The 13,211-nt window shown below is 39.0% G+C and carries 13 protein-coding genes; 7 read left to right on the top strand and 6 right to left on the bottom strand.

The window, feature by feature from the left end:
- From V3Z67_RS10085 to V3Z67_RS10065, 5 genes are all read left to right on the top strand, one after another.
- Window positions 1–537 (top strand): hypothetical protein, encoded by a 537-nt coding sequence (locus tag V3Z67_RS10085; protein WP_330443185.1) that lies wholly within the window; start codon window positions 1–3, stop codon window positions 535–537.
- A complete protein-coding gene (gene nadD / locus V3Z67_RS10080; protein ID WP_035133159.1) occupies window positions 506–1,087 on the top strand; it encodes a nicotinate (nicotinamide) nucleotide adenylyltransferase in 582 nt (193 codons plus the stop codon). Before V3Z67_RS10085 ends, nadD begins: the two co-directional genes overlap by 32 nt.
- A gap of 97 nt (window positions 1,088–1,184) precedes the next feature.
- Window positions 1,185–2,345: an iron-containing alcohol dehydrogenase gene (locus tag V3Z67_RS10075; protein WP_330443184.1), complete on the top strand. Its 1,161-nt coding sequence runs from the start codon at window positions 1,185–1,187 to the stop codon at window positions 2,343–2,345.
- Between the two features lie 261 nt (window positions 2,346–2,606).
- Complete coding sequence (locus tag V3Z67_RS10070; RefSeq protein WP_330443183.1) at window positions 2,607–3,602, top strand: NAD(P)H-dependent glycerol-3-phosphate dehydrogenase; 996 nt, start codon at window positions 2,607–2,609, stop codon at window positions 3,600–3,602.
- An 11-nt stretch (window positions 3,603–3,613) separates the two neighbouring features.
- Window positions 3,614–4,639, top strand: coding sequence for a TerC/Alx family metal homeostasis membrane protein (locus V3Z67_RS10065; protein ID WP_330443182.1), 1,026 nt, complete (start codon window positions 3,614–3,616; stop codon window positions 4,637–4,639).
- Between the two features lie 27 nt (window positions 4,640–4,666).
- On the opposite strand, the gene V3Z67_RS10060 is transcribed toward V3Z67_RS10065, so the two are convergent.
- Both V3Z67_RS10060 and V3Z67_RS10055 read right to left on the bottom strand, forming a co-directional pair.
- The gene (locus V3Z67_RS10060) at window positions 4,667–7,480 is read right to left on the bottom strand and encodes a GH92 family glycosyl hydrolase (protein ID WP_330443181.1); all 2,814 of its coding nucleotides are present in this window, start codon (window positions 7,478–7,480) and stop codon (window positions 4,667–4,669) included.
- 115 nt (window positions 7,481–7,595) lie between these two features.
- A complete protein-coding gene (locus V3Z67_RS10055; protein ID WP_330443180.1) occupies window positions 7,596–8,003 on the bottom strand; it encodes a hypothetical protein in 408 nt (135 codons plus the stop codon).
- A gap of 56 nt (window positions 8,004–8,059) precedes the next feature.
- Here V3Z67_RS10055 and V3Z67_RS10050 point away from each other — a divergent pair, with 56 nt between their 5' ends.
- Window positions 8,060–8,536, top strand: a complete 477-nt coding sequence (locus V3Z67_RS10050; protein ID WP_330443179.1) for a copper resistance protein NlpE — start codon at window positions 8,060–8,062, stop codon at window positions 8,534–8,536.
- A gap of 31 nt (window positions 8,537–8,567) precedes the next feature.
- Here V3Z67_RS10050 and pheS read toward each other — a convergent pair whose 3' ends face one another.
- Both pheS and V3Z67_RS10040 read right to left on the bottom strand, forming a co-directional pair.
- Window positions 8,568–9,587 (bottom strand): phenylalanine--tRNA ligase subunit alpha, encoded by a 1,020-nt coding sequence (gene pheS, locus V3Z67_RS10045; RefSeq protein WP_035133148.1) that lies wholly within the window; start codon window positions 9,585–9,587, stop codon window positions 8,568–8,570.
- Between the two features lie 95 nt (window positions 9,588–9,682).
- Window positions 9,683–10,039, bottom strand: coding sequence for a hypothetical protein (locus V3Z67_RS10040; RefSeq protein WP_330443178.1), 357 nt, complete (start codon window positions 10,037–10,039; stop codon window positions 9,683–9,685).
- Window positions 10,040–10,136: 97 nt separating this feature from the next.
- Here V3Z67_RS10040 and V3Z67_RS10035 point away from each other — a divergent pair, with 97 nt between their 5' ends.
- A complete protein-coding gene (locus V3Z67_RS10035; protein ID WP_330443177.1) occupies window positions 10,137–10,676 on the top strand; it encodes a CvpA family protein in 540 nt (179 codons plus the stop codon).
- Here V3Z67_RS10035 and V3Z67_RS10030 read toward each other — a convergent pair.
- Window positions 10,673–11,419 (bottom strand): tetratricopeptide repeat protein, encoded by a 747-nt coding sequence (locus V3Z67_RS10030; protein ID WP_330443176.1) that lies wholly within the window; start codon window positions 11,417–11,419, stop codon window positions 10,673–10,675. The genes V3Z67_RS10035 and V3Z67_RS10030 overlap by 4 nt on opposite strands.
- Before the next feature lie 33 nt (window positions 11,420–11,452).
- Complete coding sequence (locus V3Z67_RS10025; RefSeq protein ID WP_330443175.1) at window positions 11,453–13,207, bottom strand: BatD family protein; 1,755 nt, start codon at window positions 13,205–13,207, stop codon at window positions 11,453–11,455.
- Between the last annotated feature and the right edge of the window lie 4 nt (window positions 13,208–13,211).

Below are 13,211 nucleotides of genomic sequence, written 5' to 3'. Positions count from 1 at the left end.
ATGACAGAAGAGATTAAAAGAAACCACAAAGCATTGATTAACATCTTTGCTTTAATTTTTTCTGTCACTTTTGGTTTGTCTTTTATTATAATAGTATCAACGGGGAACCTAAGCCCAAAGCCGTTATTATATTCAGTTATTGCGTCGTTTACTTTTACTTTATTTGTTCCCTTATACATGCTAATTCTTTTCTATATAGCAGGCAATAAGGAAAAAAGATTTTTTTCAGAAAGTCCGTATAACTATATTGAACAAAACCTCATTGAGTATGGTTACGAAAAGAAGAACAGGTTTAGTTTCTGTAAAAAACAGCATGTATTTAATCATAAAGACTTAAAATACACAGCTGTGTTTTATACAAATGTTTATAAAACTATTTATGGCGATCTTCTGCTAATAATTAAGCATGAGGATAACGACATTAATATTGTTCACCCAATTGATTACAAGAATCAAAAATTCAGTGAAAAAGAATTCATTAAAGAGCTTGAAAATATAAAAACTGATGAAAGTAGGATTGTACTTCGGGACATTTAATCCCATCCATACAGGACATTTAATAATCGCCAACCACATGGCCGAGTTTACCGACCTGGATCAGGTATGGCTGGTGGTTACCCCACACAATCCGCTTAAAAAGAAAAGTACGCTGCTGGAAGACCATCACCGTTTGGAAATGGTTTTCCTGGCAACCGAAACTTACGACAGACTAAAACCTACCGATATTGAGTTTCGACTGCCACAGCCTAACTATACCGTGCACACACTGGCACACCTGCAGGAAAAGTTCCCTTCGTATGAATTTTCCCTGATTATGGGAGAAGACAACCTTAATTCGCTTCACAAATGGAAGAATTATGAGGTAATACTGGAAAACCATGATATTTATGTATATCCGCGCATTAATAACGAAAATGCCAACGAAGAGCTTATAAACAATCATAAAATCCATAAAATTGATGCTCCGGTTATTGAAATCTCTTCTACTTTTATCCGTAACAGTATAAGGGATGGTAAAGAGGTAAGACCGTTATTGCCTCAAAAGGTTTGGGAGTATATAGACCATAATCTTTTCTACAAAAAATAACCCCTGTTTAAAAACAACTAAAAAGCAGACACTTAACATTCCATTATCAGCAAATCTTAAGGTATTTCGTAACTTTGGGTAAAATACATTTATAATCATGCTGAATTTTGAACTTTATAACCCTGTCAATATGGTATTTGGCAAGGGACAAATCGCAAAACTATCTAAACTTATACCTCAAAATGCAAAAGTGCTTTTAGCCTATGGCGGCGGAAGTATTTTTAAAAATGGCGTGCATGCCCAAGTTACCGAAGCACTAAAAGAACATGAGGTGACCGAGTTTGGCGGTATTGAGCCAAACCCGCGTTATGAAACCCTGATGAAAGCCGTTGCGCTAATCCGTGAAAAGAAACTGGATTATATACTTGCAGTAGGCGGAGGATCGGTAATAGACGGGGTAAAATTTATCTCGGCTGCCGTAAACTTTGAGGGTGACCCTGTAGATATTTTGGTAAAAAGAATACGTATTGAAAGTAACGCTATGCCATTTGGCACCGTACTTACCCTTCCTGCTACGGGAAGTGAAATGAATTCTGGGGCAGTAGTGACTATTGAAAAAACACAGGAAAAACTATCATTTGGAGGTCCGGCTGTATTCCCGCAATTCTCTATTTGTGATCCTACGGTTATCGCATCACTACCTAAAAGGCAGTTACAAAACGGAGTGATAGATGCCTATACCCATGTAATGGAACAGTACTTAACCTATCCGCACGACGCTTTGCTTCAGGATCGTTTTGCCGAAAGCATACTGCAAACATTAATCGAAATAGGCCCTGATGTTGTTGAAAACCCAACCGATTATAAACTGGCTTCTAACTTTATGTGGAGCTGTACCATGGCGCTTAACGGACTTATACAGAAAGGCGTACCTACCGATTGGGCTACGCACATGATTGGTCATGAGCTTACAGCACTATATGAAATAGACCACGCCAGAACACTTGCCATAATAGGCCCTAACCTATACAGGGTAATGTTTGATTCTAAAAAAGAAAAGCTGGCACAGTATGGTAAAAGAGTTTGGGGTATTACCGCTACCAATGTGGATGAAGCCGCAACACAGGCTATTGAAAAAACCGTTCAGTTTTTCCATACTATGGGAATGGAAACCAAAATATCTAACTATACAGCCGACTATGAAAAGACTGCCAATTTTATAGTAAAACGTTTTGAGGAACGTGGCTGGAAAGGACTTGGGGAACGCCAAAACGTTACACCCGAAAAAGTGAAGGCCATTGTTGAAATGAGTTACTAAAAAAATAAAAGGCATTCCGGCTACACCGTGAATGCCTTTTAAAACACCAAAAACAAAAAATTTAACTAACCTTGTTGTAAACTTCGTCTAAAACAAAATTCTATTAAATAACGTACCCCTCTCAACTTAAATTGTATTAAAAGCACTTAATTATATGTTAATGTTTACGAATATGCGATTTTACCATAAAAGCTAACCTAAAAAGCCATTGGCACATGCCTTATTTTTAAGTACATTTGGGCTTTGCAAAAAACAAACAAAATGAATGATACTCCCAAGTTCGCTGTAATAGGTGGTGGAAGCTGGGCAACAGCAATCACAAAGATGCTTTGTGAAAATGTTAGTGAGGTTGCCTGGTATATGAGGAGCACCTACGCCATTGAACACATAAGGCTGCAAAAGCACAACCCGAACTACCTTAGCTCGGTTGAATTTGACACCGAAAAACTTAAACTTACAAACGATATTAATGAGGCGGTAGCTTATGCCGATTATATAATATTTGCCATACCGTCGGCTTTTTTAAGCACTGAACTGGAAAAGCTTACCGAAAGCCTTGACGGAAAAGTTATTTTCTCTGCCATTAAGGGTATTGTTCCCGAGACAAGTCTTATTGTAGGGGAACACTTCCATGAAAAATACAACATTCCATACGACAATATCGGGGTTATAACAGGACCTTGCCACGCGGAAGAAGTTGCACTGGAAAGACTTTCATATCTTACTATTGCCTGCGGCGACCAGAAAAAGGCTAAGGTAATGGCCAAAAACCTTAACAGCTATTACATTAAAACCAAAATATCTGACGATATTGTAGGGACTGAGTATGCAGCCATGCTTAAAAACATTTATGCTATTGCTGCCGGTATTGCCCACGGACTGGGTTATGGAGACAATTTCCAGGCACTGTTAATGAGTAACGCTATAAGGGAAATGAAAAAGTTTATACGCAAAGTGCATAAAATGAAGCGTAATATAAACAACTCGGCTTACCTGGGTGATCTTTTGGTTACAGGATATTCTGTTTTTTCAAGAAATAGGATGTTTGGTAACATGATAGGAAAAGGTTATACGGTAAAATCGGCCATGATGGAAATGAGCATGGTTGCCGAAGGATATTATGCTACAAAAAGTGCTTATAACCTAAACGAAGAATACAAAGCAAAAACTCCTATTATAGATGCTGTTTACAGTATTTTATATGAAGGTAAAGATGCTAAACCCGTATTTAAAAAGCTTACAGATAAACTGGATTAAAACAACTACCCATGAACCATGACCATCTTATAAATCATCCGGGGATATTAACCGGGTTTACCATTCTTGTTGTCGTGATGCTACTGCTGGACCTTGGCGTTTTTAACAAAAAAAGCCACGAAATAAGCAACAGGGAAGCATTAGTATGGTCTATTGTATGGATATCGCTGGCTATGGCCTTTAGCGGGGTAATTTACTATTTAATGGGCTTCCAGCAGTTTGCACAGTTCCAAAGTGCATATTGGATAGAAAAAGCCCTTTCTGTAGATAACCTTTTTGTATTCATTATGGTTTTCGGGTTCTTTAATGTTCCAAAGTACCTGCACCACAAAGTACTTTTTTGGGGTATTATTGGTGCATTGGTGTTCCGTGCCATATTTATATTTACCGGTGTAGAGCTTATAAACATGACCTATTTGCCCGAAATGGAAATTTTCGGACAAATGGTAAGCGTCAATGTAGTTTTGACCTTATTTGGCTTCTTTTTGCTTTTTGCCGGAATCAAATCGTGGGGAGCCCATGAGGACGACGACGAAAACAAGGATTTCTCCAAAAGTCCGGGGGCAAAGCTGATATATCGTTTCTTTAAAGTAACCAAAGACTTTGAAGGCGACCGTTTTTTTGTAATAAAGGAAGGGGTAAGAATAGCTACTCCGCTTTTGGTTGTGGTAACCGTTATTGAGTTTACCGACCTGCTTTTTGCGGTAGATTCTATCCCTGCAATTTTTGCCATTGCACCGGATGATCCTTTTATCCTTTACACCTCAAACATTTTTGCCATACTTGGATTAAGGGCACTTTACTTTTTACTGGCTAACTTTATGTACATGTTTAGCAAACTACATTATGGCCTGGCTGTTATCCTTGCTTTTATTGGAGTAAAAATGCTAATCAGTCCGTTTTACCATATTTCCTCTCCGGTATCGTTAATGGTAGTGGGTGGTGTATTGCTTATATCGGTAATAATCTCGTTTATGTTTCCGGGAGAGCATGAGGAAAAAACAGAAGAGGCTGTAAACAAAGAAGACGGCAACTAGGTAGGCCACCTTCTTCATCTATTCTTATTACTTAACAGTTATTTCGTCTATAAATATAAATGCCTGTCCTCCGGCGCCCTGATGCCATTGCGGCAGCATCCCGAAGTTATAGGCTTTTACTTTTACGTATCGTGCAGTTATATTATTAAGTTCTGCAGTGAAATGCTCTATCACATTATCCTGCCTTGCATCTGTTTTAGTCTCAATGGTTTTTACTAAGGTAAAGTCACTGTTATTATCCGACACATAATACTCTACTTTTATCGGCATCAATATCCACGAACGGCTATCTTGCAGGAAGCCTGTCTCAATAGTATTTACAGGCATTTCTTTCTGTAAATCAATTACCGCTTCAAAATCCTGATTTTGGTAACCCTGCCAGTCACCTTTACGCCAGTTGGTAGTACCTTCTATTCCGTCTAGAAGCCCTTCAGGACCTCCGGCATGATACATACTGTTGAATTTAGATTTTATTTCAATAGTATAATCATTTGGCTTATTTACAAAATTAGCTGTAACCACATGGCTTATTTTGCGGTTTGTTTCAATATAGGCACGTATTTCACAGCTTTCCGTAATCTCAAAAGGCTCAGTATATTCTTCAAACATCCTATTTTCATTTTCATTTAGCGGTGTATTGATAATGTAGTACATTTTCTCTGCACCAAAAGGAGCTTTTAAGACAACTGTTGTTTCTCCTTTAAACGATTTTCCTTCTGCTTCTATAGCAAGCACCGGAACTATTTTAGTATAAGGCTGAGCCTGAGTACCAACAACCGGATCAACAAATTTCAAATCTTCCCTGTAATCAGACTTTCTTATAACAGCTGTTTTTCCATTTTCTAAATGCACTTTTGCTTCTTCAAAATACGGTTCAGTTTTTTGCCAGTAATTATCTCCCGGAGTCACATCATACAGTCCTAAACTGCTTAACACATACCAGGCACTCATTTGCCCGCAGTCCTCGTTTCCTATAAGTCCGTCGGGTGTGTTTTTATAAAACTCATTCAGTATGTAATGTACCTTTTCGGTAGTCTTTTCGGGTTTGCCAATATAATTATACAGGTAAGCCATGTGGTGGCTTGGCTCGTTACCGTGTGCATACTGACCTATAAGCCCCGTAACATCTGCCTGATGACGACCTGTAGTTTTACTCGGCAGGCTGAACATCTCGTCCAGTTTGGTTTCAAATTTTTCATTTCCGCCAAAAGCAGCAATAAGTCCTTCTATATCCTGAGGCACAAAAAAGCTGTACTGCCAGCTGTTGCCTTCGGTAAAGTTATTATTGATTTCGCGGGCATCAAAAGGGTTTTCCCAGCCTCCGTTCTTTTTAGGACGCATATGACCCGTTACAGGGTCAAAAATATTTTTCCAGTATTGGGAACGCTTCATAAAGTAGTTATACTCATCAGTTTTACCCAGTATCATTGCCATTTGGGCAATACACCAGTCGTCATAAGCATACTCTACGGTTTTTGATACACTTTCGTGTTCATCGTCAATACTTATAAATCCGTTTTCTTTGTAAGCTTCCAGCCCCAAATGATCCAGCATGGCACTGTGTTTGGCAGCCTCAAAAGCTTTTTCATAATCAAAGCCTTTTATTCCCTTAGCCATAGCATCGGCAATAACCGAAACAGAATGATATCCAATCATACAGTCGGTCTCATTACTGGCCAGTTCCCAAACCGGAAGCCTGCCACCCTGCTCATATTGCTTTATAAACGTATTTATGAAGTCTGACGTGCGTTTTTTATCAATAAGAGTATATAATGGGTGTGCCGCCCTAAAAGTGTCCCACAACGAAAATACGGTATAATAATCAAATCCTTCTGCTTTATGAATGACATTATCCCGCCCACGATACATCCCGTCTACATCCATAGCGATGTTAGGCTGCATCATAGTGTGGTATAAAGCTGTATAAAAAACAGCCAGTTTTTCACTGTCATCTGAAGTAACTTCAATTTTAGAGAGTTCCTTATCCCAAAGTTTTTTAGCCGCCTTTAGGGTCTTTTTAAAATTGAAACGCGGCATTTCCGCTTTCATATTTTTGGCAGCACCTTCATAGCCTGTTGGCGATAGTGCTACTTTAACCAATAACTTCTCCCCTTTTTTCACCTCTTTACTAAAACTGATAGCCAATAGTGACCCTGCGAAAAATTTGTCGGTCACTTTAGCCGGGGCAAAAGCATTATTGTTTACTGCAGTTACCTTTACCGGAGCACTAAACTCAATTCGGGCATACACATACTGGTCCCGTGCCCATGCCGAACTCTCCCTAAGTACTTCAATGGTTTCCTCATCTATAATTCTTATCTCTCCCATTAAGAGCTTATCGCGATGGTTAAGATCCAGTATAATATTAGCCTGACCTTTTTTAGGGAAGGTATACTGGTGCAAACCTACTCTTGTTGTTGTAGTAAGCTCGGCTTTTATGCCATCGTCATCAAGTAGTACCGAATAATATCCGGCAGCAGCAGTTTCATTATCATGTGAAAATGGAGAAGAGTATTCTTTTGCATCCAGTTTCGGTTCGCCCATGGTAGGCATGAGCATAATATCTCCAAAGTCTGAAACCCCTGTACCGTTAAGATGGGTATGCGAAAATCCGTAGATAACCGAATCAGAATAATGGTAGCCTCCGCAACCGTCCCAACTACCGTCAATACGGGTATCAGGGCTTAACTGTACCATTCCGAAAGGCACTGTAGCCCCTGGGAAAGTGTGGCCATGTCCACCGGTTCCAATAAACGGATTTACATATTGAGAGTAATTGCCCGACTGGGAAAAAACAACCGTGGTAAAAAGCAGTAAAAACAGTAATGATGATTTATTCATTTTTTAGCTAAAATTTTGATAAAGATGAAAAAATTACCTCATAAAAGCAACGCCTACTGCGTATAATAAAAAAGCTCCGGGCGTTCCGGAGCTTTTTTATTCTGTTTTTGTATGCTTATTTGCTAAGAATACCTTTTTTATCAATAACAGGTAGTTCTGTTACATCATCCTCTGTAATAGATCCGGCTATGAAAATATAGTCCTTCTCATACATTACATTGTCTTTAAAATAAGTTACCATAAACTTATTGTGTAACTGTAAAACAGTTTTGTCCATCATTTCGATCTTTACAGCCGAATTTCCCGGTACTTCCTGGTAAGCATGGCGCATCATGGAAGTTTTGCGTTGTTCACCATCAATTACACCATTGGCGTTTGATACCACTATTGCGGTTTCAATTTTGTCTTTGTTATCATTAATCAGATAAGCATACCATGTGTTTTCATTAAAATCTTCATTCCACTCCTGCATAACTGCGACATAAACATTTTCTACCACAGGTATTGTAATATCTTTCCTCATTTTAGTACCTTTAAATTCCTCTAAATTTTTATTAAACATTATTAAACCAAAACACCATGAAAAAAATTTCAGCACTAGCTATTTTGGCCCTATTGGCTTTTACATCATGCAAAAATGGGGAAAAATCGTCGGATGAACAAACCCAAACCGAAACTGTTACCGACACAACCGGCACAGAAGACACCTCAACCTCAGTACCTACAGGGGATAACAGTGAAAATTCTTTAGACTGGACAGGGGTATATAGTGGCACTGTTCCCTGTGCAGATTGCCCCGGAATTGAAATTGAACTACAGATAAACGACAACAACACCTATTCGCTGTCGGAACATTATCTTGAAAAACAGGAAACAGCTAACATGAATACCGGAAGCTTTACCTGGGATGATACCGGAAGTATCATTACCCTGGATGAAAACGGGATGGGAAGAAAGTTTAAAGTTCAGGAAAACAGCATTAAAGTACTCGCCCCGGACGGCACTGCTATAGAAGGCGAACAAAAAGAAAAATACAGTCTTAAAAAAGTAGGATAAACAAAAAGGCCCGCAATTGCGGGCCTTTTAATTATATGCTTGATTTGAATTGCTCAAGGAAACGTACATCGTTCTCATAGAACATCCTGATATCGCCAATTTGGTATAACAGCATCGCTATTCTTTCTATACCCATACCAAATGCAAAACCATTGTACTTCTCGGCATCAATACCACAGTTTTTAAGTACGTTTGGATCTACCATACCACAACCGCCTATTTCAAGCCATCCGGTACCTTTAGTAATCCTGTAATCGGTTTCTGTTTTTAGTCCCCAATAAATATCCAACTCGGCACTTGGCTCAGTGAACGGGAAATATGACGGACGTAAACGTATTTTAGATTTACCAAACATCTCTTTTGTAAAATAAAGCAGGGTTTGCTTTAAGTCGGCAAAAGAAACATCTTTATCAATATACAAACCTTCAACCTGGTGGAATATACAGTGAGAACGTGCAGAAACAGCCTCATTCCTGAATACCCTTCCCGGAGAAATGGTACGGATAGGCGGTTTGTTCTCCTCCATATAACGCACCTGTACCGATGATGTATGTGTTCTTAAAAGCACATCAGGATTGGTTTGTATAAAAAACGTATCCTGCATGTCTCTTGCCGGATGGTATTCCGGAAGGTTAAGTGCCGTAAAGTTATGCCAGTCATCTTCAATTTCAGGACCTTCAGATACGTTGAACCCAATGTTAGCAAATATATCTATCATCTGGTTTTTCACAATAGATATAGGGTGACGTGATCCTACCTGGAAAGGCTCTCCCGGACGCGAAAGGTCGCCATAAACGCCTTTTGCCTCCTCTTTGCTTTCCATAGCATCCTGAAGTTCGGTAACTTTGTTTTGTACTGCTGATTTGAAGGCGTTAATAACCTGCCCGAATTCTTTTTTCTGTTCGTTTGGAACATTTTTAAATTCGGCCATAAAGTCATTTACAATACCTTTCTTACTCAGAAACTTAATCCTGAATGCTTCCAGCTCTTCCTTGTTTTGGGTTTGAAAAGCTTCGGCTTCAGCAATATAACTTTTAATCTTTTCTATCATCGTTGTTCAGTAAAAGTGTGCAAATTTATGCATTTTAAAAATGATGTGCCACCTATTTTTAGGGTATATTTAATATTTATGGATTATAAACCCAATTATGAAATAAGTCCCTTTTCCAAAAAGTAGTCTACAATAGCACCTTTCATTAAAACAGACTGCTCCCCTGCCTTTAACGGCGGAAGCTCTTCCTTAACCATATAATGCGGCCATCCGTCTTCGTCAAAATAATCAAATTCATAATAACCATAAGGCTCTAACAGCCTGCAAATGGCAATATGCATAAGGTTTATTTTATCGTCTTTTTTAAACTTGCGTTTAAATTTGCCCAGTTCCTGTACCCCTATAAGGTAAATTATGGCATCCAGATCCAGCATTTCTCCATCGGCAAAACGTTTGGATAATATATCTACAAGCTGATCCCAGCGTATCTTTAATTGTTCGTCCCTTGACATTATATCTTTTTTAAAGCGCAAATATAGCTACTTGCTTTGTAATTATAAGTAACAGTTGTATTTGGATTATTACCAAAGTCTGCTAACTTTGTTTTCAATGAGTGTTATTGATATTATACTGGGCGGATTACTGCTTTACGGACTTATAAAAGGACTGTGGAGAGGCTTATTTGTAGAACTGGCTTCACTGGTTTCGCTAATTGCCGGAATTTTTATCGCCCTGAAATTCTCGGGCTTCCTCGCAGATGTGCTTAGCAAATATGTGGAATGGGAACCGCGCTATATATCCATAACCGCATTTTTAATCACTTTTATCGGCGTAGTGGTAGGAATAATACTTCTTGCCAAGTTTTTTACCAAACTGGCCGATTTTGCCAGCCTTGGGCTACTTAACCGAATTCTGGGTGGAGTGTTTGGCTTCCTTAAAATGGTTTTGATACTGAGTGTATCTCTTAATTTTTTCCTGAAACTGAACAGTAATAACCTACTGGCTAAGGAAGAAACCCTGGAGGAATCGATCTTTTTTTACCCGATGCTGGAAATATCAAACACCATTTTCCCTATTCTGGAAGAATGGTTTACCGACTTTAAAGAACAGCAGCTACCGGAAGTATTTAGCGAAGAACAGACTATTTAGTTTTTCAGTTCTTTAATATCAGAATCGCTAATCCAACCTGTGGTCTCGTCTGCAAGTTCAATTTTTTTCCATTTACCCAGTACCTCAACAACGTTTACTTTAGATCCTTCATGCAGTATAAAGGCATCCGGAGCATTTGTTAGCGGTTCGCTTTTAACCGATGCCACTTCACTAAACACAATAGCAGGGCGCATTTTAGACTCCTGCGTTTTTACAAATACCGCCGATATTATACTGATAGCTATAATTAGCAACGAAACAAATATCCCTGCAAAAAACACTCTTTTTAATGCCGTAGACCTCACAAAGTAATATCCCACAAAAAACAGTAATGCCCCAAAAGCAAAAGCTACTGCGATCCATGCCCAAGTATCATAATGATAAGTACCTACCATGCCATAAAACAGTTTGGTAAAACCCACCTTTGGCACTTCCTTAATATCGTCTATAACCATTTTATGGGCATACCCAAGGTTTATTTTTACATCCTTATCGTTAGGTTTTAAAAGCAGGGCTTTCTCGTAATTGTAAATAGCCGGAGCTACCTCATTGAGTTTATAATAGGCATTACCCAAGTTAAAGTATACTTCGGCCGACTCCTTACCTTCCTTAAGAATACTCTCATAACTTTGTACGGCAGCCTGATAGTTGCCTTCCCTATACTGTTCGTTACCTTTATCAAATGCCGATTGTGCAGCGATTAACTGCGTAAAAAACAATAGTATATATGCTAAATTTTTCATTGTATCTCTACTTTGCCTGATTCAAAAAACACGTTACACCTGTTTCTCTAAAGCGGTTATTACCGTTACCGCACTTTCATAATCCTGCTGCATTGCCGTACCCGATGATGGTGCATAACGGGCAAACTCACAACTATCCATTATCTTAATAAAATTAGTTACCGTTTGTGCATCTGCTTTTCGGTTAAGCAACAGTTCCTCTATATTTTGTTTACTCATTTCGGAAGTCTCAATGCGCAGCTTAGCTTTAAGGAAATTATGAAGAGCTTTTTCAAGCGCTACGTAAAATGCCTCCTTATTACCCAGCTCTTTCTTGGCTGCAGAAAGATATTTTTTAGCCAGTTTGTTGTTCTGTCTTATTTTGTTACCTACCACATCGCTGTCGTAAGCCTCTTTTTTCTTCCTTACCAATACTATTACCGGTATTAATAGGAACGGAACAAATAGCAACGAGTAAAACAGTCCCGAACCAAAGAAATCTTCCCTGTCCATAGCCACCAGTTTGGTATCAAGATCCACAAACCTAAACTGCTGTGACGACTGTACCGATTCTTTTTGAACAGAAGTACTGTCAGATGGTCCATTTGAAGCCACGGCATCTCCTGTAGCTTCAATCATAATATCCTGAGAAGTTATGGTTTTATACTTACCTGCCTTTGGATCAAAATATGAGAACGAAAGTGGCTTAATAGGGTATTTACCTCTGTTTTGTGGCACTATGGTATAAACATCGGATATTTTACCCGTCATACCTGTTAATGGTACCGATACGTTTTCTTTATGCTCAGGATCAAACATATCAAGAGCCGAAGGTACTACCGGTTTAGGCAGTGTGAACAATTTAAGATTACCTTTCCCGCTAACAGTTACATCCAGCTGTAATGATTCTCCCGTTTCTAAATTCGTTTTGGAAGGCGTCACCTTAAAATCAAAATTACCTACAGCCCCTGTAAAATCATCCGGCCTGCCTTCATCTGGCAAGGCCTTAACATTGATGTATTTACTGCCTGAAGACACTACCTTGTCCTCATTAGAATAACTCACAAAACCAAAACGGTTACGCTCTGTAGGCACCTGCAAGGTCACATTAAGCAATAGAGGTTCTATTTCAAGCTTACCGCTTTTTTGCGGATATAGCACTGTTTTTTGTAATACCACATAACGGTACATTTCCCCGTTATACATTCCTTTTTCTATCTTAAGGTTTTGAGGATCGGTACGATCTGTCTGACTCCAAAAATCGTTGAACTTAGGATTTTCGGTTTCATAAAAATTGGTTACACTACTGTTTTGACTAACATACAGCTTATATACCACACTAACCGGTTCGTTAATGTATGGGTTACTGTTACTTACCTCAGCCACAAGGTGAATACCCTCGGCAGCACTTTGCTTGGCAGCTTCAAACGGATCTAAAATCTTAACCGCATCACCTATGGTTATGGTAACCGGATCTGTTTTATATATTTTACCTTCTATTTCAATACTGGCCGAACCTATGGTAAAAGTACCCTTTGAGGTAGGTATAAGGGTATAGTCATAACTTTTGTTGTACGTATGCTTACCGTTTACCCATGAGTTCCTTATACTTTGCATAGGTCCCTGTGCCCTAAATCCGTTAAAAGAAGGTGGTACAAGGTTATCTCCGTCCTTGTTCATGGTAAAACTTATCCTAAGGCGCTCGTTTACCCCCAGTTTGGTTCGGCTGGGTTCGGCTTTAAACTCAACGTCCTGGGCAAACATACCCTGCGCAAATAACAATAGTATTAGTAAGATGTATCTTTTCATCGTT

Source organism: Flavobacterium sp. C4GT6, assembly GCF_036347315.1.
Classification (GTDB): Bacteria; Bacteroidota; Bacteroidia; order Flavobacteriales; family Flavobacteriaceae; genus Flavobacterium.
This window is presented reverse-complemented; position numbering and strand designations above follow the sequence as displayed.